The sequence below is a fragment of the Sphingomonas sp. PP-CC-3A-396 genome, from assembly GCF_004343105.1.
Classification (GTDB): Bacteria; Pseudomonadota; Alphaproteobacteria; order Sphingomonadales; family Sphingomonadaceae; genus Sphingomonas.
The window spans coordinates 103,721-127,910 of record NZ_SLYF01000008.1; the positions used below are offsets into that span (position 1 = coordinate 103,721).

Consider the following 24,190-nt stretch of genomic DNA (forward strand, 5'->3'; position numbering starts at 1 on the left):
TCCGCTTTCCGGCATGTCCCCAATTTCATTACCCCAGCGAGAGATGGAGTCGCCCGTGAGACGGCCGGCGGGAGCCCCATGATGAGATCCCAGCTTTAGCTGGGATGACGCGTGAAGCGAGGGGCTAGAAGGCGTCCCACTTTCGATCCTCCCCCGCCGGGGGCGGGGCTGGAACGTGCTTACCCCGCGGCCCACAAAGAAACCGCCAGCCCTTCCAGATACTCAGCCGCCACTTTCGCCGCGTCGTCGTCGTAAAGTTCGGCAAGTGCCGCCGGATCGAGTGCCTTGGCCGCGTCGAGGATCCCGCGCCATGGTGCCAGCGCGCCTGGCCACGCTGGAAGCGCAACCGCCGCACCCAGTTCCGCAAGTCGCTCTGCCTTGCGCGTCTGCTCACCGAAATACCGCCATTCGGGCGCGCAAACATAAGGCCGCCCCACGCGCGCGATCTCATGCACCGTGTTGTCGCCCGCCGATGCGATCACGACGTCCGCCGCGGCGATGTGGTCGGTCACGCCCGGTACCCAGCCGAGCTCGACGAGATTGCCGAAATCGGTTTCGTGTCCCTCGCGGTGGACCGGCCCCAGCACCAGCCACAGCGCGTCCGGCACCGCCCGCGCCGCCATCGTCAGCGGCGCATAGGGCGTGCCCGCGCCGCCGCCGCCGGTGAGTACGACGATAATCTCCTGGTTCGGATCAAGCCCGAGTTTCGCACGCGCTTCGGCCTTGGTCGGGACCGGATCGACGGTCGTGCATAGGCCGCCCGCGTAACATGTCTTTGCGCGCACCCAGCCTGGTGTGTCGCCTTGCTCGAGCGCTTCGCCGAACGGCGCGAGCAGCCCGACGCTCGCCTGATAGGCGCCGAGATGCCCGGGATCGAGCCGGTCGCCGTGCATCCGGATGCTGATCGCCGGGACGCTGGCGATCCGCGCGAGCAACGCGATCTCCGCGGAGACGTCGACCACGAACAGCGCCGGATCGACGTCGTCGAGATGGTCGATGATCGTCCGCATCGTCGCCCGCGTCTTCGCCACCCCGAGCGGGACGCAGTGCATCACCTCGGGCGTGGCCTGCGCGAACAGTCCTGGGGTCGGCACAGGCGCGCCGATCATGTCGGGCAGCGCCGCGATCGTGATCGGCCGCTCGAACCCGTCGAACAGCGACGGCTTGGCGGTCAGGATCGTCACTGCGCGCTCGGGCGGCAGTTCGCGGATGATCGCCATCGCGCGGTTGGCATGGCCGCGGCCCTGGTGATGGATGAAGAACGTGATCGGCTGGCTCATGCCGATTGCTGTACCGGAGCCACGCGCGAAGGCGATTGATGTCGATCAGCATAGTCGGCGCTCAACCCGAACGCGGCCTCGATCTCGGGATCGAGCCAGGCGGCGATATGTTCCGCATCCGCTGCTGCTAGATCGGGGTACGCCGTCGGCACATAGGGCGCGTAGCCTTGTCCCTTGTAGCTGGTGATCGGCACGAACTGTGGATGATGCACCAGCCCTGCCGCCGCCGCCAACGCGCTCACGAACGCCGCCGGATCGCGCGCGAACGCGTCATAGCCGAGCAGCGCGACGTTGTGCGCGCGGTTGGTCAGCGACGACCAATGGCGCAGCTTGGCGGTCCGCTTGGCAATGCAATTGGCAAAGCGTTCGCCGGTCTCGGGATCGCGTTCGTGCAGCATCTCGTCGCCATGCATCGGATGGCCGGGCTCGATATGCCCGAAATGATCGTCCCAATAGCTGTGCCAGTCGCTACGGATGAACGCGTCAAAGGGCTTGGCCTTCAGCTCGGGGTGCGCATGCCAAGGCTGGCGGTGGAGACTGCGCGCCCAGTCATACGCATCGCGCGCCACGACCAGCACCAGCGTATCCTTCACGAACAGCGTCTGCGGCGGTACGAACCAATGCTTGAACCCGAACGTCTCGGTGATCTCGACGCCGGGCATGTTCGCCTCGATCGCGCGCGTGACGAGGTTGGTCCCGCTGCACCGCTGGCCATAGATCTGGACGCGCGTGATCGGTACGTCGCCACGCCGCAGGATTCGCAGGCCCGGCAAGGGCTGCAACCAGTTCAAGGACTTGGCGGGCGATGGGGGCAATATCGACATGGCAGCATGCCGCTAGCCCCGCGTCGGGTAACGTACAATGACATCGTTTAGTCGCCGCGCGCGAATGCATCGCGCGGGGGCGCCGTGGCTAAAGCCCGATCGCAAGTCTTAGCGTGACCGCCCGCGGTCGGATCGGAACGGTCTGCGTGGTCGTCGCCAGCGTGAAGGGATTGCCGAACCCGAAGCTGTTGCCGCGTCCATCGAGGAGATTGTCGATCGCGATCGACCAGTGTCGTGGTCCGTCGTCGAGCGTCGCGCCCGCGCCGATCATGGCATAATCGCCTGCCGGCCGATCGAGCAGAGGATCGAAGCTCAACCGCGTCTGGCCGATATACCGCGCCGTGACATACCCGCTCGCCGGCATCCCGATCAGCGAAAACCGTCGCGTGATCCCCAGCCGCGCGGAATAATCGGGTACGACCGGCAGGCGACGATCGTCCTGCCCCGCGCGATCATAGGCGCGATCATCGGCGGGTGACGTCAGTCGCGCGCGCTGGATCGTGGTGCCGAAGTCGATCGTGTAGGGCCGCGCGTCGAACCGTCCGCCGAGCTCGACGCCGTAGTTTGTGGCGTTCCCCGCATCGACCGTGCCGAACAACCCGTCAGATCCGACCACGTCGCTGCGAAGATGCTCCCAGAACGATCCGAAGATCGCCCCGCTGAGGCTGAGCCGATCGTCGAGGCCGTGGATGCGCCACCCCATCTCGATGCTCTGCAACTCATCGCCGGGGATGCGTTGCTCGGTGCTGATCGATGCCCCGGTGACACCGGCGGGACGGATCGCGCTGGCGTAACGTAGCCAGATCAGTCCGACGTCGTCGCGGTGCCAGCTGAGTGTGCCGCTCGGCGTGACGCCCAGCTTGGTGGTGCTCTGGTCGTCGGGACCTTGCTGTTCGATGTCGTTCACCGTCACGAAGCCGCGCAGACCGATCTTCAGGTCGAGCGTCGACGACAGCCGTTGCGTGCCCTCGGCGAATACTGCCGCTTCGAACACCGCCTCCTTATCGTCGCGCGCGATCACGGAGCTGGCGTCAGATTCGAAGCGGCCTTTCAGGCGGGTGGTCGCATGCAGGATCGAGGCGCCGACGATCCAGGGGTGGCGTGCGGTCGGATCGCTCAGCCGGACCTCCTGCGTCACCAGCCGGATCGCGCGGTCCTCGACATAGGCAACCGGTGCGGTTGTGCCGAGCGCAGCGGTCATGACGCTCGCATCATAGGTGCTGCCGAATTCATGCGACACGATCGAGGTGGTCGACTGCGCGTCGAGGCTGCCGATCGGGCCGTGAATATCGAGCGACCCGGACAGGAAATCATTGTCCTGCGGCTCGGCGATCGCCGTCGCGCGCGATAGCCCGCTGGTCGCATATTGGCTGTCGCGCGCATCAATCCGCTGGCCGATGCCGCTCATCGTGGCGGTCCAACCATCGCCGATCGCCCACCGCAGCGCTGCGCGGCCCCCCCTGCGCGCGGTGCGGTTGACGTTGCGCGTGTTGCGGCCGGTGTCGTCGATCCAACCGGGCATGGTCTCGGTCCAGCCCGACGCACGCAACGCCAACGTCCCGGTCACGATCGGCAGGTTGAGCGTGGCGTCGAGCGCACCACCGAATGCGCCATTGTTGATACCCGTCGCCTCGCCCGCGACATTGCCCGAGACCTCGTCGAGATCGGGTGCGGTCGTGACGATCCGGATCACGCCGCCTAGCGCACCGGTGCCGTAGAGCGTGCCCTGCGGTCCGCGTAGAATCTCGACACGGTCGATATCGACCATCCGGAGATCGGGATCGGGCGAGGAATAGCCGATCCGCGCATCGTCGAGATACAGGCTGACCAGCGACTGGCTGGTGCCGTTGAACGCACTGTCGGCGACCCCGCGCAGGAACACGCGGTCGCGGCCGGGGCCGAGATTGGTCGAGAAGGCACCATCGGTGGTCGCGAGCAGATCGACCAAACCGCGCTTGCCGGCGAGCCGGTCGAGCGCGGGGCCGCCAAGGATCGTGATCGACGCGGGCAGGTCGGACAGGCGTTCGTCGCGCTTGCTGGCGGTGACGATGATGTCGCCGCCCTCGACGATCGGCGGTGGCACGGCATGCGCGGTTTTGGGAGAGCGGGGCAGGGGCTCGATCCGCCAAGTCGTCGCATCGACGCGGACTGCGCGTAGATGCGTTCCCGCGAGCAGTCTTTTCAGCGCCTGCGCGACGTCGTTGGCGCGCGTGATCTTGCGGGCCGGCGCATCGGGCAGCGCGCCGGCCATGCCGATCGAGATGCCAGTCTGGCGGGCCAGCGAATCGAGCGCGGTCTTCAGCGATCCGGCGGGGATGACGATCGTGCGCGCGGGGTCAGCGTGGGCCGGCGCGCTCGATATGGACGACACCATCAGCGCGGTGCAGGCGTAGCGGCAGCACCGCGCGAAGCTGATCGAGAAGCCGCGAGCCGTCGCCAATCGTCAAAACCCCGGAAAAAACTAGCCCGGCGGCGGACGGATCGACCACCAGCGGGGTCCGTGCATACCGCGATATATCGGCGACAACCAGCGGCAACGGCGCGCCGTCATAGTCGAGGCGACCATCGGTCCAGTCCGCGACCGACGTCGGTGCGACCGTCCGGCGTGCGGCGATCCCGGTGGCAGGATCGATGTCGAGCCGTTGCCCTGCCGTCAGCGTAGTCGACGTGCTGCCATCGTCGACATGCGGCGCGACGCTGACGCTGCCCTCAGCGACCGCGACCGAGATCCGACCCTGCGCATTGACGACCGCAAAGCGCGTGCCGACGTCACGGATGTCATAACCGCCCGCGCGGACGATCAAAATGCGCGATGGATCGTGGCGCACGGAAAAGCTTGCCGCGCCGTCCGCGATCTCGATCAGCGGGGTCGTGCCCCCCGACACCGACACGCGCGACCCACGATCGAGCCGCATCGCGCTGCCATCGGCGAGCGTGACTGCGCGGGTGTTACCGGCGTCGGTCGCATAGGTCTGCACGCTGGCATCGGAGCCGGTGAGCGTCGGCCCGATCAGCAGCAACGCCAGACCTGCGGCGAGCGCGCCGCCGGTACCGGTCGCCATCCACCGCCAGCGGGTCGAGCGCGCTGGCGGGGCATGATCGGAAACGCCGTCGTCGTTCGCCGGCAGCAACTCGGCGATCGCGGGGGCCGCTGCGGCAATCTCGGCATCGAGCAGCGCGATCGAATCATAGGCGGCGTGGTGCAACGGATCGGCGTCGAGCCAGTCGCCGAAGCCCGCCCAGTCCATGTCGGGCGCATCGATCCGCGCGTGCCAGGTGGCCGCTGCGTCGATCGGATCCTGGGTCGTTGCATCCATCACGGCACCCTCGTTCCGAGCGGATGCCCCCCGCTCGCCTCATAGACGCCACCACGCGCCAGCCACCGCAGTCCGGCGCGAAAATCAATCATTTAGCGCCTTTCTGAGATGGCGGAGCGCGACTGCGATATGCTTTTCGACTGCGCTGCGGCTGATCCCGAATTCAGCGGCGACTTCGGCATGCGACAGACCGTCGATCTTGTGGCGGCGAAACACGCGCATCGCGCCCTCGGGCGGACCGGCGAGCGCGGCGGCGAGTTGCGCGACTCGCTGGCGTCCGGCGACCGCGTCGAACGCCGAGGGCGCGTCGTCGATCGCCTCGGCACCAGCGACCAGCCCCCCGGTAACCGTCGTCGTCGCCTCGACATAGCCGCTGTCGCGTCGCGCTCGCCGGCCGTTCGCCCGCACGCGGTCGAGGACGATGTTCATGCCGATCCGGTGGAGATAAGCGAGCGGATTGGCGATCGGCCCCGCCATTGGCTGGGCGATGTGCAGCCAGATTTCCTGCACGACGTCCTCGGCTTCGGCGATGCTACCCGTCCGCCCGGTGAAGAACCGGACGAGCTGCGGGCGATGCGCCGCAAGTACCGCCGACAGACCGGCAGGCTGAAGAGGATCCGAGTCGGCTACGACGTCGCTCCGAATGTCATGCCCCGTTCGAACATGGTTGCTCTCTAGCGCCTTGCCGGATCGGAAGTCGCGTTTGAAATGGTGGGTGACGCAGGGGTCGGCACCGAACTGTCCTCCCCGCGAAGGGGCGGGTTGTCAGACTGCGGCACCGTAAAGTCATGCGATACCAGGCGAAAATCACTATACGCCGGCTCAAAGAGGAGCAGGACATGACGCACAAGGACGCGCTGGCGAAGGTGCCCGCGGTGACGCTGGGGTTCTGGATCGTCAAGATCCTCGCCACTACGTTCGGCGAGACCGCGGGCGATACCGTCAGCATGTCGATGAACCTCGGCTATCTGATCGGCACCGCGATCTTCCTGGCGATCCTGATCGTGCTGGTCTGGCGACAGATCGCCGCGAGCCGCTATCACCCGCTACTATACTGGGCGACGATCATCGCCTCGACCACCGCGGGCACGACGATGGCGGACTTCGCGACGCGCTCGCTCGGGATCGGTTATGCGGGTGGGTCCGTGCTGCTGTTCGCGTGCGTGGTCGCGTCGCTGGCGGTGTGGCGGTCGGTGCTGGGATCGGTCGCGGTCGAGACCGTGCACGAACCGCGCGCGGAACTGCTCTACTGGATCACGATCACCTTTTCGCAGACGCTCGGCACCGCGCTGGGCGACTGGACCGCGGATACCGGCGGGCTGGGCTATGGTGGCGCGGCGGTGATCTTCGGCGCGATGCTGGTGGTGATCGCGGCGCTGTACGCGTGGACCGCGGTCGACCGTGTTCTGCTGTTCTGGAGCGCCTTCATCCTGACACGCCCACTGGGCGCGGCGGTCGGCGATTTCCTCGACAAGCCGGTCGATCATGGCGGGCTCGCGTTCAGCCGGCCGCTGGCGTCGGCGGTCCTGGCGGTGGCGATCGTCGTACTGGTGCTGGCCCTGCCGTCGCAGCGTGCGCGTATCAGCCTCGGCGCAACCCGCTGATCATCCGCCACGCCAGGATGATCGCGACCGCGACCAACAGCAAGGCCGCCGCCACGAACGACAGATAAAAGAGCGGCGCGCGCCACGGGGACATCGCAACGGTCTGCGGCGTGTCGAGCACGCGGTCCTGCTCGATCCGCGTCGTTCGCGCGGTCGGTGCGACGAAACGGGACGTTTCGTTGATGATGAAGGCAGGTGGCGCAATCGCGGTCATCGTCCTGTTCCTTGCTGATACCGTCGTGTGTGATCGATCGCGGTGTCGTTGCCGGCCCCGTAGAGCGCGAGTAGTGCGTCGAAATGATCGTCCATCGTCCGGACCGGGCGGCGGCGCTGTGGCGAGGTCTCGATCGTGCCGGCGACCGCTAGGATCGCCTCGGCGGCATCCTGCGCATCGCCCGACCGGTACAGGGCGCCGTCGTTCGCGCAGGCGAGATCGGCCGCCCCGCCGCGGTCGGGGGCGATCAGCGTCAGCCCCGACGCGATCGCCTCCGCCGCGACGAAGCAGAACGTCTCCGCCTCGCAGCCGTGGATCAGCGCGTCGGCGCTCGCCATCAGGCGGGCGAGCGCGCCGCGATCGCGGACCGGTTCGAGCAGGCGGACGTGCGGATTGTCGCCGATCGCGTCGATCACCCGGCGTTGCCGCGCACCGCCGCCGATGATCAGCAGCCCGACCGGCGCCTGCGTCCCGGCGATCGCCGCGGCCTGCGCGACCATGTCCCAGCGCTTTTCGGGGGCATGGCGACCGACGCCGATCAGCAGCAGCGCATCCTCGCCGAGTCCGCACAGCGCGAGCATCTCGCGGCGTAGCTCGGGATCGCGCAGCCGTGGCGAGAACTGGCCCGGCTCGACCCCCATCGGATCGGTCGTGACTTTGCGCAGACCGCCGTCGCGCAGGCGTTGCGTCAGGCTTTCGCTCGCGCTGACGATATGATCGAACTGCGCATCGAGCCGCCGCAGATGCCGCCAATACCAGTCGAACGCGCGATCGATCGCCTGCGTTGAGGCGACGTTGCCGAACCAGCGATAGGCATAGGCGGATAGCGGGTCGGCATGCGCGATCAGCGACAGCCGCGCGTGCGATCCCGACCGCGTCCGCCAGTCCGCGACCATCGAGGCGCTGCGCCACGGCGACGACACTTCGACGACATCTGCATCCTCTTCGTCGAGCATCGCGTGCAGCGCCTCGCGATCGGCGAAATAGCGATAGGAGCGGTCGAGCGGAAAGCGGGGCGAGCGCAGCCAGCGGACCCGCGCATTGGGGCCACGCTGCTCCTCGCGATCCTCTTCGCCGGGCGCGATCACGACGATCTCGTGACCGCGGTCGGCGAGCGCTACCAGTTTCCGGTCGATATAGGTTCGCACCCCGCCGCCGGTCGGGGTGTAGAACGCGCAGACGTCGACGATCTTCATGCCGCCACCGCCAACGGGACCTGCTCGGCGACCAGATCGGCATAGCGCGACACGGTACGGCGTTCGGCCAGCGTGCGGAGCGTGCGGTCGATGCTGGTCAGCAGCGATTCCTTGGTGACGTCGCCAGGATGGACCGCGACGCGCATCGTCGGCATCCAGTCGGGCATCGTGCGCGCGACCGCAGCGACCGCGAGCGAGCTGGCGGTACGCGCCGGCGAGCGGCTGGCCCAGGTCACGACAGGGCCACGCGCGACGATCGCGCCGGTCCGCGGCTGCCAGACGCGAAAATGATCCTCGGCGAGTGCGAAGTCGCAGGCTTTCAACGCGGCGTGCGCGCCCGGACCGTAGAGCCAGGCGGGAGCGATGAACCCGGCGACCGAGCGGCCGATCGCCTGTTCGACCATGTCGCGGCCGGCGCGCATGCGGAGTTCCGCCTCGACCGCGTCGAGCCCGAGAAACTCGCCTTCGCCCGCCGTCATGTAGCGCGCCTTCAGTGCGCTGGCGCCGACCCGATGTGCGCTGGAATCGCGGTGGAACCAGCCGTGGAGGAACATCTCGACGCCCGCATCCGCCCAGTCGCGCAGCCGCCGGACGAACGCCGGCGACTGGTCGATCCGCGCGCTGCCCCAGTGATCGGGCACCACCAGCATCGCAAACCGCGGCCCGCCCAGGATCGCCTCGATCCGCTCGGCGAGCATCGCGATCGGCAGCGCGAAAGTTGGCGAGACATCGTGGATCGACACGACCAGGCGCTTGTCGGCAGGAGGCGCCCGCAACGGGGCCGGATCGGCGAATTCGGTCTGCACCATCGTATAGCTCTCGTTCGTCATGGCATCGCTGTTGACGGGACGGCACCGCGGATCTGCGTCCGCAGTCCTCACGCCGTGTGTGGCAAAAATTTATTTCACCGCAGCGACAGCCACGGCTGCGGGGGGCCGCGAACGGCGGCGTCGTTGGGCCATGATCATGGTTTGCATGCCCGTCTCCCGTCCCGCCGATGCGCGATCCGCGAGACTTCCCAGACCCCGTATCGTTCGAAGGAGCGCCGCATGAACGACATGCCGCTGACGATGACACCGTTGACGCGCGTGCAACTGCCGCAGTTGACGCCGACGACCGTCCGCAAGAATTTCCTCGGCCGCTGGCTCGCGCCGTTATTGTCCGCCGCGATCCTGATCGCCGCCTTGTGGCAGCTGCGCGGGATCGACGTTCGCGAGATGCTGCGGATGGTGCCGCACTCGCCGCTGTTCTGGACGATCTTCGCGCTCGGCTATCTGGTGACGCCGTTCAGCGAATGGGTGATCTATCGTCGCCTGTGGCAGCTTCCGCCGAGCGGCATCCTCGCGCTGTTGCGCAAGCGGATCAGCAACGAGATCGTGCTCGGCTATTCGGGCGAACTGTATTTCTACGGCTGGGCGCGGAAACACGCGACGATGGTCGGCACGCCGTTCGGCGCGATCAAGGACGTCTCGATCCTGTCCGCGGTGGTCGCCAACGTCTGCACCTTGGCGTTGGCCGTGGTCAGTTGGCAGGCGCTCGGCGCGCTGCATCTTGGCACCGATGCCAAGGTGATGACGATATCGGCGGCCAGCATGGCGATTCCGTCGCTGGTCACGCTCGTCCTGCGCAAGAAGCTGCTGACTCTGCCGCCCCCCGAACTGAGCCGGATCGCGGTCATCCATTTCCTCCGGATCGTCGCGACCACGCTGTTCGCCGCATTGCTGTGGGCGGCGGTAATGCCCGCCGCGCCGCTCGCCTGGTGGCTGGCGCTCGCGACGCTGCGGCTGCTCGTCTCGCGGCTGCCGCTGCTGCCCAACAAGGACATCGTGTTCGCAGGGCTGGTCGCGTTTACCGTAGGGCGGACGTCGGACGTGACCGCGGTGCTGACGATGATCGCCGGGCTCTGGCTCATCACCCACCTTCTGCTCGGCGCTGCGCTGACCGCCGTCGAACTCGTGACCATGGAGCGTGCCAAGTGATCCTGCTTGCCCTGCTGGCGCTGCTGGCCCTAACCGCGACGCCGCCCTCGACCCCGGCGCTGGGCACTGCCGAAGCGCGTTGTCGCCCGCATGAGCAAGGGCCGGCGCTGATCGTCGACGTCGATGGTCTCAAGGATCGCGTCGGCGTGCTGCGTGCCGAACTCTACCCGGCGAAGGACGGCGATTTTCTCGCCGACGACAATGTGCTGATCGGGCAGGGCAAGGTATTCCGCCGCGCGGTGCTCACCGTGCCTGCCGCAGGAACCGTGTCGCTGTGCCTGCGTGTCCCGCAACCGGGTGCCTATGCGCTGAGCGTCGTCCATGCGCGTGACGGCGGGCACGGGTTCAGCCTGCTGCACGACGGCATCGGCTTTGCGAGCAATCCCCGGCTCGGCCATTCGAAGCCGCATGCCGATCAGGCGACGGTCCTCGTCCATGACGGCCTGACCACCACGCATGTCGTGATGAACTATCGCAGCGGGCTGTTCTCGTTCGCGCCGCTCAAGCGCTAGCCGCGCCGCTTTTTCTACCTGTCTTCAAGAGGACGATATCATGCTTCGATATCTGATGGTGGCCGCTGCCGCCGTAACGCTGACCATCGCTCCCGCCGCCGCCATCCCGGCGGCGCACGACATCACGCTGATGACCTATAACGTGCACGGTCTGCCTTGGCCGATCGTCGAGGACCGCTCGACCGAATTGCAGGCGATCGGCGACCAATTGAAGGTCATGCGCGAGCGGCATGTCCAGCCGAGCATCGTCGCGGTGCAGGAGGCGTTCGTGCCCGAGGCGAAGGCGATCGGTCGGACCGCGGGCTATCGCTACGTCGCGTTCGGTCCCGCCGAGGATGCGGACGGCGCACGCGCGCCCGGTGACGACGGCTTCGTCGCGGATGGCAGCCGGCTGGTCGGTGAGCGGCTCGGCAAGCATGTCGACAGCGGGCTGGCGATCTTCTCCGACTATCCGATCGTCGCAGTCCGCCGAATGGCCTATCCGGTCTGCGCCGGCTACGACTGCCTCGCCAACAAGGGCGCGCTGGCGGCGCTGATCGCGGTGCCCGGCATCGCCACGCCGATCCTGGTGGTCGACACGCATCTGAATTCGAACGGCGCATCGGGCGCCCCCAACGCGAGGGCGATCTACGCGTATCGCCGGCAGCTCGACCTGCTTTCGCGCTTCATCGCCTCGATGGGCGCGGGCGATCGGCCGGTGCTCGTCGCGGGGGACTTCAACGTCGGGCGCGATCTGGCGCGGCGGGCGCAGTTCGACCTGCGGATGTTCGGGGGGAACGATTTGCTCCAGGCCGCCGCCGTGACATGCCGAACCGCGCCTGCGTGTCCAATTGCCGAGCCGCTGGCGATGGCGGAGTCGCTTGGTCGCGCAAAGGACTGGCTGATGTACCGCTCGTCGCCAACCGTCGCGATTACACCGATCGCCTTGGCAGCGCCGTTCGGCCGTCGTGCGGATGGCTCGATGCTGTCCGATCACATTGGCATCGTCGCGCAATACCGGATCGAACGGCGCTTGGTGCCGCAGGCCACAGTGATGACCACCGCGAGCCGCTAGGCTGAGGGATCAGCCGGCCCTGAGCCACTGGCGCAGTACGGCGGTGACCTCGCCCGGGCGTTCGAGCGGCGCAAGATGGCCGCAGGCACGCAACAGGTGGAATCGCGCCTCGGGGATTTGCAGCGAGAGCGAGAGTGCGTCGTCGGGTGAGCAGATCCGGTCACGATCGCCAACCGCGATCAGGGTCGGGACGTGGATCGCGGCGATCGCCTCGCTGATGTCCGGCCGAGCGAGCAGCGCACGCTGCTGGCGTTCGAACACCACCGGGCCGACGCGGTCTGCCATCGCTTGCGCGGGACCGCTGACGATCGTGCTCAGCAGCGGATCTGCGTGCGGGGCGGTTGCGAGCATGCCCTGTCCCGCGACGGTGCGTGGCCGGACGTCCATCGATGCGCGCGTGCCGAACAGCGCGATTCGCTCGATCCGATCGGGCGCCTGGCGGACCATCTCCATCGCGACGTAGCCGCCGAGGCTGACGCCCGCGACCGCGAACCGCGGCGGTGCGCTGGCGAGCACGCGCGCGGCCATTTCGGAGAGCGTATCGTCCCGGGAGAGGTCGCCGAACTCGACTTGTGCGATTCCGGCGAGGTCGACGATCTGGCGCGCCCAGAGCTGCCCGTCGCAGCCCATCGCGGGGAGCAGCATCAACGGTGTACGCGGTCGGACCATGCGAAATCTCCGGTAGCGGCGGGTTACGGGGATGCTCACCTCAGGCGACGAACGGGAAGGCGAGCGCGATCATCCCGACGATCGTCATCACGACGCAGACGGCGATCGCGGGCACGAGCGTGAAGCGCTGGTGATCGGCGAGGTCGATCCCGACCAGGCTGACCAGCAGGTAGGTCGATGGCACCAGCGGGCTGAGCAAATGGACCGGCTGGCCCATCAGCGACGCGCGCGCGATCGCCTCGGGCGCGACGCCGTAATGCGCGCCGGCCTCGGCGAGGATCGGCAACATCCCGAAATAGAACGCATCGTTCGAGATGAAGAAGGTGAACGGCATGCTCAGCACCGCGGTGATCGGCGCCATGTACGGCCCGAGCGCGGGCGGGATCACGCCGACCACCGCCTTGCTCATCGCCTCGACCATGCCCGTGCCACCAAGAATGCCGGTGAAGATGCCCGCCGCGAAGATCAGTGACACCACCGCCAGCACGTTGCCGGCATGCGCGGAAATGCGCTCCTTCTGGTCGGCGACACCGGGATAGTTGACGATCATCGCGATCGCGAACGCCAGCATCATCAGCACCGACAGCGGCAGGATGCCCCACACCAGCAACGTCAGCAGCGTGATGACGAGCGCTGCGTTGAACCAGATCAGCTTCGGGCGACGTGCCTCGGGATATTGCGAGACGGCCATGCCGGTGAACTCGGTGTCCGCGGTGATCCCCGCTTCACCCATCCGCACGCGCTCCTTGCGCCCGAAATACACCGCGAGGCCAATCAGGAAGGCGAGGCCTGCGATCATGCCGGGGATCAGCGGCAGGAACAGCGTCGCCGGATCGAGCTTAAGCGCACTTGCGGCGCGCGCGGTCGGCCCGCCCCACGGCGTCAGGTTCATGATCCCGCTCGTCGTCATCAACAGGCAGACGAGGTACAGCCGGTTCATGTTGAAGCGCTTGTAGAGCGGCAGCAGCGCGGCGATCGTAATGATGTAGGTGGTCGACCCATCGCCATCGAGGCTGACGAGCGCGCACAGCACCACCGTCCCGATCAGGATCCGCATCGGATCGCCGTGGACCATCCGGATCAGTCGTCCGACCAGTGGATCGAACAGGCCCGTGTCGGTCATCGTCGAGAAGAACAGGATCGCGAACAGCAGCATGACGCCGGTCGGCGCGAGGTTCTTGATGCCGTCGATCATCATCGGGCCGAGACCCGCGGCCTCACCCGCGAACACGCCGAAGATCGACGGGATCACGATGAGCGCGACGAGCGGCGTCATCTTCTTGGTCATGATCAACGTCATGAAGGTGGCGACCATCAGGAAGCCGAGCAGGGCAAGGTTCATCGCTTCGTCCTAGGAAAGGGCGTGAATAGGGGGGTGGCGGTGGCAGACGTCGCCGCCGTTACTGTCGCAGGAGCCGCCACACGGGTAGCCGCAAGCACCCCGTCATCCTGACGAAAGTCAGGATCCAGGGTTACCGAGCGTGGTCCCTCGTGGCTCTGGGTCCTGACTTTCGTCAGGATGACGGAGCAATTGGGTCGGGCCATCGGGGCAGATCGCATGCCGGCCAGCATCAGAACGTCACCCCGACGCGGGCGCTGAACGTCTGGCCGCTGTCGTTGCCGACATAGTCGCCGGCGCGGTTGTCGGTGTTCCACTGGATCGCGTTCACCTGGAAGCGGGTGAAGCTGTTGAGGTACCAGTTGACGCCGACGGTCGCCGCCCAGCCGTCGCCGCCGGTCAGCAGATTGTCAAAATCGAGGCTTTCGTAGCGCGCGGTTAGCTCGATCGCGCCGACGCCGCCGTCGAAGGTAGGCTTCAACACCTTGGGCTGGCCGAAGCTGCCGAGCCGCGGATTGTACGGCGGAAGGTCGCCGGTCAGGAACAGGCCGGCCGAGACGCTCCACGCCTTGCTGACGAAATCGGGACGCCCGCCGTCGAGCCGTGCGTTACGGCGACCCGCTTCTCCCATCACCCACAACGGACCGCGATAGCCGCCGAGCTCGACGCCGTAGCCGGTCGTGCCGGTGCCGCCGATCAGCGGGCCGGTCGACACGCGCAGCGCGCCGTTGAAGCGGCCACCGATCACCGTGTTGCGCGTCAGCGTGCCCGCCACCGACGACAGCGACTCGTCGAAGCCCCACGCGCCGATGTGCAGCACGCCGGTATCGGATTTGATCGGGTTCCAGTGCGCGCGGCCGAGCACCGTGCGGCTGTCGCCGACGGTCTGCGTGCCATCGATCCGGTCGCCGGTGATCGTCACCGAGGCATGGCCGGTCTTCCAGAAGATGCGTGGCATCACGCCGATGCCGTAGAAGCCGCGCTGCGGGATGATCGCAGTCGCGACCGTGGTGCGTTCGAGGAACGGCGTCGAATCCGAGCCGGTCGAACCTTCGAAGCCGCGATCGTTGAACAGGTGACCGGCGCGGACGTCGTAGTCGAGGCCCGGCTTGATCTTGTTGCGCCAGCCGACGAACGCGGTGACGACGTCGACCTCGTTTTCCGAGAAGTCGCTCTCGAACTGGTAGAAGAAATGCGTGCCGACGCCGCCTTCGAGACCGAGGCGCAGCGCGCGCATGCCCGTCGTGGTGATATTGCGGCCGTCGTACTTCGAGCCGAAGCTGGAGCTGACGTCGGTCAGGATGCGGCCGCGCGGTTTGAACGTGTAGACGCCGTCCGCCGAGTGGAAGACGGGCAGGCCGGCGCCCCATTCGGTGGTCACGCCCGACGGATTGTCGCGTGCGGCAACCGCCTGCGCGACGCTGCGATCGGCGGGGCCGGGAGGCGCAAGCTGCGGTGCGAACGGCACGGTGCGACGCGGCTCGGTGTTCTGCGCGACCGCCTGCGGTGCTGCCTGCAAAGGTGCTGCCGGCGCGGACGCCTGCGCAACGGCGGCGTTGTTCTCTAGCCGGTCGAGCCGCGACTTCAGCGCCGCGATCTCGGCGGCTTGCGCACGTACCAGCGCGGCGAGATCTGCGTCGGTCGGAGCCTGCGCGAGTGCCGGGGTTGCTGCAATCAAGGCGAGTGCGGCGCACCCGGTACGGAAGAGAGTCATTGTTGGGCTCCGGTGGCGAGAATCGCGGTCCAGTCGCGCAGGAAACGCTGGCGCTTGACGCGGTCGAGGTTGACGAGAAGTTGTGGGCCCACGCGGATCGGGCGCGCCTGGGCTTGGGGAAGGCGGCGGGCGGCCACGTCGGTGCGGACCGGCCAGAGGCTGCGCTTGGCGAGCAGTGATTGGCCTTCGCGCGACAGCAGGAAATCGAGGAAGAGTTTCGCCGCCGCCGGGTGCGCGGCCTCGCGCGCGATGAACGCGATCCGCGACGTGACGATCGTATAGTCCTGGAGGAACGCGACGCCGATGCGGGGATCGGTCCGCGCGCGCTCCAGCGCGTACGATCCGATGACATTGTACGCGATCGCCTGCCGCCCCTCGGCGACGCCGCGCAGCATCGGCTCGCTGGTCTGCGCGAGGACGGGTTTCGTCGCGGCGATCGCCTCCAGCAGCGACCGCGTATCGCGGGTGATCGCCATGTCCTCGGACAGGTACAAATAGCCGACGTTGGAACGCGCCGGGTCAAATGTCGTGACACGGCCGCTAAGCGCGCGGATGTTCTTCCGCAGCCATGTCTCCAGCCCGGCATGCGTGCGCGGCACTTGGGCGGCGGGCACGAGGCGCTTGTTGTAGACGATCCCGATCGGCTCCGCGGTGACGCCGAAGCCCATGTTCTTCCAGACCGACACCGGCGGCAGCGCGGGCTTTTCGGGGCTCGCATAGCCTTGTGCGAAGCCGTCGTTGATCAGCTTCACCTGCAGGTCCATCGCCGACGACCAGACGAGATCGGCGGACATTTTCTTCGCGCGCGTCTCGGTGACGAAGCGGCGGTACATCTCGGTCGAGCCGATGTCCGCGTACAGTACGGTGATGCCCGGATAGCGCTTCCGGAATGCTGCAACGACCGGCAGCAGCTCGGCGCGATCGGCATTGCCGTAGATCCGCACCTGCCGCTCGGCGCGCGCGTCGGAGGTCAACTGATCGTAGGATCGCGGATAGCCCGCCGGACGCTGCGCCACGAGCGGGGTCGCGGCGAAACTCGTAGCCAGCAATGCGATCTTCAGAAAAATTCGTGCCATCATCACTCTCCTCGCCTTCCGTCTCTGTGTTCGGATAGACTGCAACGGTGGAGTACGAACCGAACCTGTCACCAACCTTTCATGGTTTTTCATGCGCATCCTACTGATTGAGGACGACGCGGCGCTTGCGCGGAGCATCGGCGCGTTGCTGCGCGCGGGTGGCAATGCAGTCGACCACGTCGCGACCGGCGAGGACGCGCTGGCGGTGGTCGCGGGCGAGCCGTACGCGCTGGTGATCCTCGACGTCGGCCTGCCCGGGATCGACGGCTTCACCGTGCTGGAAACCTTGCGGCGTCGTGGCGAGCGTGTTCCGGTATTGATGCTCACCGCGCGCGATGCGCTCGACGACAGGGTGCGCGGGCTCGATCTCGGCGCCGACGATTACCTCCGTAAACCGTTCGAGCCCGAGGAACTCGAGGCCCGCGTCCGCGCGCTCGGCCGGCGACGCGGCGGCGATCCGCTGCCGGTGCTCAGCGTCGGTACGCTGACGATCAACCGCTCGACCGGCGACGCCGACATCGCCGGTCGAGCACTGGACCTGCGCCGCCGCGAACGCGCGGTGCTGGAGGCACTCGCGACACGTGCCGGTCGCGTCGTCCCGCGCGAATTGCTGATCGGCGAGGTGTTCGGGTTTGACGAGCCGGTCGGCGGCAACGCGATCGAAGTCCACGTCACCCGCCTGCGCACCAAGCTTGCGCCCGACGGCCCCGGCATCCGCACCGTGCGCGGCGTCGGCTACATGCTCGATGCCGGCTAAACCCCGCACTCCGGCGCTCAGGACGCGGTTGCTGGTAGCGGTGCTCGGCCCGTTGCTGGCGGCAGCGATCCTGATCGGCGTGGTCGGCGCGACGCTGATCGCCGACGTGGTCCGCCGCACCAACGACCGCGTGCTCGGCGGTGCGCTCGGCGCGATCGCGGAGACGGTGCAGGTCGAGCGCGGCGAGGTGACGCTTGATCTGCCCGCCGCCGCGTTCGGGATGCTGGAGAACACCGAGCGCGACAACGTGTACTACCGCGTCGCCGTGGGGTCGGACCTGCTCACCGGTTATGCGGACCTCCCCGCGCCCGATCCCGCGACGCTCGCGATCGACGTGCCGCGCTATCGCTTCGCCCGCTACCGTGACCAACAGATCCGCATCGCCGAAGTCCGCCGCGCGCTCCCACGGATCGACAAGCCCGTGATCGTCCAGATTGCCGAGACACTCGACAACCGTGGCGCATTGACCCGCCGCCTGATGCTGGCGCTGCTGATCGGCGAATGCGTCCTGGTCGGTGCGGCGGCGCTATTGCTCCGCCCTGCATTGGGGTGGTCGCTGCGACCGCTCGCGCGCCTTCGCGGTGCCGTCGAAGCGCGCGACGAACGCGCGCGTCCGGATTTCTCGCCGCTCGACACCGGTCCGTTGCCAAGCGAACTCCGCCCGCTCGCCAGCGCGTTCGACCGTCTCCTGGCGCAGCTCGACACCGCGACCGTCGGCGTCCGCCGCTTCACCGCCGACGCCTCCCACCAGATGCGCACGCCGCTGTCGGTGCTGAAGGTCCAGGTCGCGCTTGCCCGCCGCGGCTCCGACGCCGAACGCCGCGAGGCGTTGGACGAGATCGCCGATGTCGCAATCCGTCTCGAACGTCTGGTGACCCAACTCCTGGCGCTCGCGCGGGCCGAGGAAGCCGGCGTTTCGGCCCCGCTCGAAGCGGTCGATCTGCGCGAAGTCGCTTCTGCGGTCATCGCTCGGCAGATCAACCAGGCGATCAGGGCGGGTGTCGATCTGGTTCTCGAAAGCGATGGGCAAACCCAGTACATGGTCTCCGGTCACCGGACGCTGATCTTCGAAATCCTGTCGAACCTCATCGACAACGGCATCCGTTACAATCGGCGAGGCGGGATGGTGTCCGTTGCGTTGCAGGCGGATGATACACAGATCGCGGTCGTGGTCGCCGACGATGGCCCGGGGATCGCGCCGGCATATCGCGAAAAGGTGTTCGACCGTTTTGTCCGGCTTGGCACCGCGAACAGCCCGGAGGGAAGTGGTCTCGGACTGGCGATCGTTCGGTCGGCGGCCACGCGTTTGACGGCGACCGTCGGATTTGTCGACGTCGACCGTGGCACGGCAATCGTCCTGCGGTTCGCTCCGCCCTCATCTTAATTCCGGACCCGTCGGCGACGTGCGGGTCGCCCGACGGGTGCGGTTTAGCGTTCGCTTAGAGGACGCGGTTGATTAGGTTTTCGATCCGCTCCTGCTGGCCGGAGACCGGCTTGGGATCGATGCCGCGCTCGACGGCCAGATCCGCGATGCCAGCAAGGTCGAGCCCGCCGATTGCGCCGCCGAATTCGCCGTCCCAGCCGGCATAGCGTTTCGTCTTGATCGCATCGATGCGACCGTCTTCGATCAGCTTGGCGGCATTGAGAAGGCCTTTCGCGACGACGTCGATCGCGCCGACATGACCGTAGAACAGGTCGGCCGGGTCCATGCTCTGGCGCCGCACCTTGGCGTCGAAGTTGAAGCCGCCGGTGGTGAACCCGCCCGCGCGGATGATCTCGAGATTGGCGAGCGTCAGTTCCTCGACCGAGTTCGGGAATTGATCGGTATCCCAGCCGTTCTGCGGATCGCCGCGATTGGCGTCGATCGAGCCGAAGATGCCGAGCGCCGCGGCGGTCGCGATCTCATGCTCGAACGTGTGGCTGGCGAGGGTGGCGTGGTTCGCCTCGATGTTGACCTTGACCTCGTTCTCCAGGCCATAGCGCTTGAGGAAGCCGTACACCGTCGCGGTGTCGAAGTCGTACTGATGCTTGGTCGGCTCGAACGGCTTCGGCTCGATCAGGATCGTGCCGGTGAAGCCGATCTTGTGCTTGTGCTCGACGACCAGGCTCAGGAAGCGACCGAAATTGTCCAGCTCGCGCTTCATGTCCGTGTTGAGCAGCGTCTCGTAACCCTCGCGACCGCCCCACAGCACGTAGTTCTGGCCGCCGAGACGGTGCGTCGCCTCGAGCGCGTCGCGGACCTGCATCGCGCCGAACGCGAACACTTCCGGATCGGGGTTGGTCGCGCCGCCGGCGGCAAAGCGCGGGTGGCTGAACAGGTTGGCGGTGCCCCACAGGAGTTTCCGCCCCGACGCGGCCTGGAGCTGTTCGAGATGGTCGACGGCTTCGGCGAAGAACTTGCGGTGCTCGGTGATGTTGGCGGCGTCGGCCATCACGTCGACGTCGTGGAAGCAGTAATAGGGCACGTCGAGCGTCTTGAAGAACTCGAACGCGACCTCGCGCTTCATTGCGGCTGCTGCGCTGTCGTTGGCGCCGCGGTGCCACGGGCGATCGAACGTGCCGCCCCCGAACACGTCGGAGCCCGGCCAGCAGAAGGTGTGCCAGAAGCACGCGGCGAAGCGGAGGTGATCCTCCATGCGCTTGCCGAGGACCATCTTGTCCTTGTCGTAGAAGCGGTACGCCAGCTCGTTGGTGCTGTCGGGGCCCTCATATTTGATCTGGGGGATATCGGCGAAGAAGTCGGACATCAAAGCTTCCTACGATTTTGGGGTGATGCGGGAATAGGCTTGGCGGAACGCGGCCTTCTTCTCGGCGAGTGCCGAGACTAGGGCAGGGTCGGGGACGATGGTGTGCGAGACGGGGGGCGCGACGCAAATCTCGGCAGGGTCGCCGCCGTCGACGCCGAGCTGGGCGAGCCGTGCTGCACCGAGCGCGGGGCCGACTTCGCCGCCCTGGAGGTAGACGAGATCGACCTCCATCGCCGCGGCGATCACCTGGCCCCAATAGCGCGAGCGGGCACCGCCGCCGATGACGGCGAGGCGCTCGACGGCCGTGCCGGCCTCACGCAACACTTCGAGACCGTCCGCGAGCGCGAACGCCACGCCCTCCAGCACCGCCTGCGAGAGGCGGCCGGCGTCGGTGTCGTTGTCGAGGCGGAGGAACGCGCCGCGAACCTCCGGATCATTGTGCGGTGTGCGCTCGCCCGAGAGGTAGGGCAGGAAGATCTCGGGGCCACTGGCGGGGCCAGCGGCTTCGGCGCGTGCGAACAGGTCGGCTGCACCGGCGGCACCGGTGATCCGCGCGACCCAGTCGATGCACGACGCCGCCGACAAATGGACCGACATCTGGTGCCACATCCCGGGCAGCGCATGACAGAAGGCGTGGACCGCGCGTGCCGAATTGGGGCGGAAGTCGTTGGTCGCGACGAAGATGACGCCCGACGTGCCGAGCGACAGCAGCGCATCGCCGTCCTTGACGACGCTGACGCCGACCGCACCCGCCGCATTGTCGCTGCCGCCCGCGGCGACCGGGACCTGCGGCATGCCCCACAGCTCGGCGACCTCGGCGGTAAGCGTGCCGGTGATCGCCGTGCCCTCGTACAGCGACGGCATCTGTGCCTGCGTCAGTCCGCACGCGGCGAGGATCTCGTTGCTCCAGCAGCGGCCGCCGACGTCGAGCCACAGGGTGCCCGCGCTGTCGGACAGGTCGGAAGCCTTGTCGCCGGTCATCAGCAGCCGGACATAGTCCTTGGGCAGCAACACCGTCGCGATCTTGGCGAAGACCTCCGGCTCATGCTCGCGCACCCAGAGCAGTTTCGGCGCGGTGAAGCCCGGCATCGCGATGTTGCCCGATATGGTGCGCAGATCGGGAACGGCGCGCTCCAGTGCCTCGCACTCGGCGAAGCAGCGGCCGTCGTTCCACAGGATCGCCGGGCGCAGCGGCCGGTCGTCGGCGTCGAGCAAGGTCGCGCCGTGCATCTGGCCGGCGAGCCCGATGCCGCGCACCGAGCGGCGGACGCTCGGGTCGATCGCCTGGACCGCGGCGATGGTCGCCTTCCACCACGCGTCCGGGTCCTGTTCGGACCAGAGCGGATGCGGCCGCTGCACGGTCAGCGCAGCGGTGCCTTGGCCCACCACGCTGCCATGCTCGTCGAGCACCACGGCCTTGACACCTGAGGTGCCGATATCGATTCCGAGGAACATCAGTTGACGAACGGATCGATGGTCGGGATCGACCCGTCGGGTGCGAACTTGAGTTCGGTCACCTTGACGTTGCGCAGGTGGTTCTTGTTGCTCAGCTGCGTGTCCGCATAGAACAGCCACCATTTCTTGTTCCATTCGATGATCGAATGGTGGCTGGTCCAGCCCTGTACCGGCTTCAGGATATGGCCGCGGTAGGTGAACGGGCCGTACGGATTGTCGCCGGTCGCGTAGTTCAGGAAGTGCGTGTCGCCGGTCGAGTAGGTGTAGTAATATTTGCCGCCGCGCGTGAAGACCCAGGACGCCTCGAAAAAGCGGCGTTCATGGTCGCCGCCGAGTACGGGCTTGCCGGCCTCGTCGACGATCTGGACGTCGCGCGGGGTCTCGGCGAAGCTCTTCATGTCGGGATTGAGCTTGGCGATCTTGCCCGACAGCGCGGGCTGGTCGTCCTTGCCGAGATCGGTGTCCGAGCCGTTGGCGTCGAACTTGCCGTCCTTCCAGCGCTGGAGCTGGCCGCCCCAGATACCGCCGAAATACATGTAGCTCGCGCCGTTCGCGTCGGTGAAGACCGCGGGGTCCATCGAGAAGCTGCCGGCGATCGGCTTGGGATCGGCCTTGAACGGACCCACCGGGTTCTTCGAGGTGGCGACGCCGATGCGGAACGTGCCGAGGCCGTTCTTGTCGAGCTGTTTGTCGCGCGCCGGGAAGTACAGGTAATAGGTGCCGTTCTTGTAGGCGGCATCGGGGGCCCACATCTGCTGCGACGCCCAGGGCACGTCCTTGACGTCGAGCGCGACGCCGTTGGCCTTCACCGGGCCGCCGATGCGGTCCATGCTCAGGACGCGGTAGTCGCGCATCGCATATTGGTTGCCGAGATCGTCGTCCGCGATCTTCACGTCGATGTCGTGGCTCGGATAGACGTAGATCTTGCCGTTGAACACGTGCGCCGAGGGATCGGCAGTGTAGATCGACGTCACCAGCGGCTGCGAGAGATAACGCTTGCCGTCGGGACTGCGCGGTTCGGCCTTGGCCGTCTTCGGTGTGGGCGCTGGCGCGGTCTGGGCCAGCGCGACGCTGCCGACGAGCGCAAGCGACAGGCTCGCGGCAAGGGTGGGTATACGCAGTGGCATGGCCAGTCGATCCTTCCTAATTCAAGCGATCTTCTACGAGATCTGACTTCCGTCGTTTTGCGGAAATAGCGCTACCATAACAGTCTGTACGGGCCGGGCAAGGGGACTTGTGCCGCGTATGTTGCCGTGCGTCGACCACGGCTTGGACGCGGGCGATGCTGCACAGGGCACCACGACCAAGGTCCAAAGTCGTCGGCCATTTCATGCGGCGAGCGGTTGCGCTAACGATATGACAAATGACTACTCCGCTTCCCACAGCCAAGCCATCACGCCGCGCCGGCGGTGCACCGACGATCAGCGACGTCGCGCGCCGCGCCGGTGTCTCGCCGATGACCGTCTCCCGCGTCATCAACGGCGAGAGCAACGTCCGCCCGGTGACGCGCGAGGCGGTCAACGCCGCGATCACCGCGCTGAACTATGCGCCCAACCCGGCCGCGCGCAGCCTGGCCGGGGCAGGGCAGACGCGGATCGGCCTGCTCTACAGCAACCCGAGCGCGGGCTTCCTCAGCGAGTTCCTGCTGGGCAGCCTCGACCAGGCGGCGCGCAGCGACGTCCAGATCATCGTCGAGAAATGCGACCTGGGCGAGCATGAGCTCGAGGTTACGCGGCATCTGATCGCGGGTGGGATCGACGGCATCGTCCTGCCGCCGCCGCTGTGCGAAGCCGAGGCGATCCTCGAACTGCTCGCCGAGGCGCGGATTCCGACGGTGTCGGTCGCCAGCGGCCGTCCGTCGGACGATGTCCTTGCGGTGCGGATCGACGACCGCGAGGCTGCGCTGACGATGACTCGGCACATCATGGCGCTGGGCCATCGCCGGATCGGCTTCATCACCGGCAACCCCAATCTCTCGGCGAGCGCGCGCCGTCTCGAAGGCTATGGCGCCGCATTGCAGGAGGCCGGGATCGCGGTCGACGAGACGCTGATCCAGTCCGGGCTCTATACCTATCGGTCCGGGCTCGATGCTGCCGAGGCGCTGCTCGCGCTGCCCGAGCCACCGACCGCGATCTTCTCGTCCAATGACGACATGGCCGCGGCCACCGTCGCGGTCGCGCATCGCCGCGGGCTCGATGTGCCGGGCGACCTGACGGTGTGCGGGTTCGACGACACGATTATGTCGACCGCGATCTGGCCCGAACTCACGACGATCTATCAGCCGATCGCGGACATGGCGCGAATCGCGGTCGAGATGCTGGTCGCGGCGATTCGTCGCCCCAGCGGTATCGTCCCCGCGGATCGCCACCGGCTGCTCGATTATACGCTGATCCGCCGCCAGTCGGATGCCGCGCCACGTCGGCGTCCGCGCGCGGACGTGGCATGAGCTACGC

At 67.2% G+C, this 24,190-nt stretch carries 22 protein-coding genes; 7 read left to right on the top strand and 15 right to left on the bottom strand.

The window, feature by feature from the left end:
- Positions 1–179: 179 nt before the first annotated feature.
- The 5 genes from C8J40_RS16005 to C8J40_RS16025 all read right to left on the bottom strand — a co-directional run bounded on the left by C8J40_RS16005 (position 180) and on the right by C8J40_RS16025 (position 6,066).
- Positions 180–1,280, bottom strand: a complete 1,101-nt coding sequence (locus C8J40_RS16005; protein WP_132897859.1) for a glycosyltransferase — start codon at positions 1,278–1,280, stop codon at positions 180–182.
- On the bottom strand, positions 1,277–2,104 hold the full coding sequence (locus C8J40_RS16010) for a hypothetical protein (protein ID WP_132897860.1): 828 nt from the start codon (positions 2,102–2,104) through the stop codon (positions 1,277–1,279). The genes C8J40_RS16005 and C8J40_RS16010 overlap by 4 nt, the downstream gene beginning before the upstream one ends.
- Before the next feature lie 88 nt (positions 2,105–2,192).
- Positions 2,193–4,544 carry a TonB-dependent receptor gene (locus C8J40_RS16015; protein ID WP_132897861.1) on the bottom strand — a complete coding sequence of 784 codons (2,352 nt, stop codon included), beginning with the start codon at positions 4,542–4,544 and terminating at the stop codon, positions 2,193–2,195.
- Positions 4,441–5,421: a FecR domain-containing protein gene (locus C8J40_RS16020; protein ID WP_132897862.1), complete on the bottom strand. Its 981-nt coding sequence runs from the start codon at positions 5,419–5,421 to the stop codon at positions 4,441–4,443. Before C8J40_RS16020 ends, C8J40_RS16015 begins: the two co-directional genes overlap by 104 nt.
- A gap of 84 nt (positions 5,422–5,505) precedes the next feature.
- Positions 5,506–6,066 (bottom strand): sigma-70 family RNA polymerase sigma factor, encoded by a 561-nt coding sequence (locus tag C8J40_RS16025; RefSeq protein ID WP_132897863.1) that lies wholly within the window; start codon positions 6,064–6,066, stop codon positions 5,506–5,508.
- Positions 6,067–6,260: 194 nt separating this feature from the next.
- Here C8J40_RS16025 and C8J40_RS16030 point away from each other — a divergent pair, with 194 nt between their 5' ends.
- Positions 6,261–7,025 (top strand): hypothetical protein, encoded by a 765-nt coding sequence (locus C8J40_RS16030; RefSeq protein WP_132897864.1) that lies wholly within the window; start codon positions 6,261–6,263, stop codon positions 7,023–7,025.
- On the opposite strand, the gene C8J40_RS16035 is transcribed toward C8J40_RS16030, so the two are convergent.
- From C8J40_RS16035 to C8J40_RS16045, 3 genes are read right to left on the bottom strand one after another with little or no spacing between them, the layout of a single operon-like run.
- Positions 7,003–7,239 carry a hypothetical protein gene (locus tag C8J40_RS16035; RefSeq protein WP_132897865.1) on the bottom strand — a complete coding sequence of 79 codons (237 nt, stop codon included), beginning with the start codon at positions 7,237–7,239 and terminating at the stop codon, positions 7,003–7,005. The two genes, C8J40_RS16030 and C8J40_RS16035, sit on opposite strands and share 23 nt — an antisense overlap.
- A complete protein-coding gene (locus C8J40_RS16040; protein ID WP_132897866.1) occupies positions 7,236–8,435 on the bottom strand; it encodes a glycosyltransferase in 1,200 nt (399 codons plus the stop codon). Before C8J40_RS16040 ends, C8J40_RS16035 begins: the two co-directional genes overlap by 4 nt.
- Positions 8,432–9,244: a polysaccharide deacetylase family protein gene (locus C8J40_RS16045; RefSeq protein ID WP_132897985.1), complete on the bottom strand. Its 813-nt coding sequence runs from the start codon at positions 9,242–9,244 to the stop codon at positions 8,432–8,434. The genes C8J40_RS16040 and C8J40_RS16045 overlap by 4 nt, the downstream gene beginning before the upstream one ends.
- 240 nt (positions 9,245–9,484) lie before the next feature.
- Between C8J40_RS16045 and C8J40_RS20800 the strand changes: the two genes are divergently transcribed.
- From C8J40_RS20800 to C8J40_RS16055, 3 genes are read left to right on the top strand one after another with little or no spacing between them, the layout of a single operon-like run.
- Entirely contained in the window at positions 9,485–10,414 is a 930-nt protein-coding gene (locus tag C8J40_RS20800) for a hypothetical protein (protein WP_243693436.1), read from the top strand.
- Entirely contained in the window at positions 10,411–10,926 is a 516-nt protein-coding gene (locus tag C8J40_RS20805; protein ID WP_347342853.1) for a DUF2141 domain-containing protein, read from the top strand. Before C8J40_RS20800 ends, C8J40_RS20805 begins: the two co-directional genes overlap by 4 nt.
- A 40-nt stretch (positions 10,927–10,966) precedes the next feature.
- Complete coding sequence (locus tag C8J40_RS16055) at positions 10,967–11,980, top strand: endonuclease/exonuclease/phosphatase family protein (RefSeq protein WP_132897867.1); 1,014 nt, start codon at positions 10,967–10,969, stop codon at positions 11,978–11,980.
- A gap of 9 nt (positions 11,981–11,989) precedes the next feature.
- Here the strand turns inward: C8J40_RS16055 and C8J40_RS16060 are convergent, their stop codons facing one another.
- From C8J40_RS16060 to C8J40_RS16075, 4 genes are all read right to left on the bottom strand, one after another.
- Entirely contained in the window at positions 11,990–12,649 is a 660-nt protein-coding gene (locus C8J40_RS16060) for an alpha/beta fold hydrolase (RefSeq protein ID WP_132897868.1), read from the bottom strand.
- 40 nt (positions 12,650–12,689) lie between these two features.
- Complete coding sequence (locus tag C8J40_RS16065) at positions 12,690–13,991, bottom strand: CitMHS family transporter (RefSeq protein WP_056064457.1); 1,302 nt, start codon at positions 13,989–13,991, stop codon at positions 12,690–12,692.
- Positions 13,992–14,220: 229 nt separating this feature from the next.
- Positions 14,221–15,702 (bottom strand): porin, encoded by a 1,482-nt coding sequence (locus C8J40_RS16070; RefSeq protein ID WP_132897869.1) that lies wholly within the window; start codon positions 15,700–15,702, stop codon positions 14,221–14,223.
- Positions 15,699–16,778: an ABC transporter substrate-binding protein gene (locus C8J40_RS16075; protein WP_132897870.1), complete on the bottom strand. Its 1,080-nt coding sequence runs from the start codon at positions 16,776–16,778 to the stop codon at positions 15,699–15,701. The genes C8J40_RS16070 and C8J40_RS16075 overlap by 4 nt, the downstream gene beginning before the upstream one ends.
- Positions 16,779–16,869: 91 nt before the next feature.
- Here C8J40_RS16075 and C8J40_RS16080 point away from each other — a divergent pair, with 91 nt between their 5' ends.
- Both C8J40_RS16080 and C8J40_RS16085 read left to right on the top strand, forming a co-directional pair.
- Positions 16,870–17,535 carry a response regulator transcription factor gene (locus C8J40_RS16080; RefSeq protein WP_207901249.1) on the top strand — a complete coding sequence of 222 codons (666 nt, stop codon included), beginning with the start codon at positions 16,870–16,872 and terminating at the stop codon, positions 17,533–17,535.
- Positions 17,525–18,919, top strand: coding sequence for a sensor histidine kinase (locus C8J40_RS16085; RefSeq protein WP_132897871.1), 1,395 nt, complete (start codon positions 17,525–17,527; stop codon positions 18,917–18,919). Before C8J40_RS16080 ends, C8J40_RS16085 begins: the two co-directional genes overlap by 11 nt.
- Positions 18,920–18,974: 55 nt before the next feature.
- On the opposite strand, the gene xylA is transcribed toward C8J40_RS16085, so the two are convergent.
- From xylA to C8J40_RS16100, 3 genes are read right to left on the bottom strand one after another with little or no spacing between them, the layout of a single operon-like run.
- Positions 18,975–20,285: a xylose isomerase gene (gene xylA / locus C8J40_RS16090; RefSeq protein ID WP_132897872.1), complete on the bottom strand. Its 1,311-nt coding sequence runs from the start codon at positions 20,283–20,285 to the stop codon at positions 18,975–18,977.
- Between the two features lie 6 nt (positions 20,286–20,291).
- Complete coding sequence (gene xylB, locus C8J40_RS16095; RefSeq protein WP_132897873.1) at positions 20,292–21,737, bottom strand: xylulokinase; 1,446 nt, start codon at positions 21,735–21,737, stop codon at positions 20,292–20,294.
- Entirely contained in the window at positions 21,737–22,864 is a 1,128-nt protein-coding gene (locus C8J40_RS16100) for a glycoside hydrolase family 43 protein (protein WP_132897874.1), read from the bottom strand. Before C8J40_RS16100 ends, xylB begins: the two co-directional genes overlap by 1 nt.
- 236 nt (positions 22,865–23,100) lie before the next feature.
- Here C8J40_RS16100 and C8J40_RS16105 point away from each other — a divergent pair, with 236 nt between their 5' ends.
- Positions 23,101–24,183: a LacI family DNA-binding transcriptional regulator gene (locus C8J40_RS16105; RefSeq protein WP_132738618.1), complete on the top strand. Its 1,083-nt coding sequence runs from the start codon at positions 23,101–23,103 to the stop codon at positions 24,181–24,183.
- Positions 24,184–24,190: the final 7 nt, after the last annotated feature.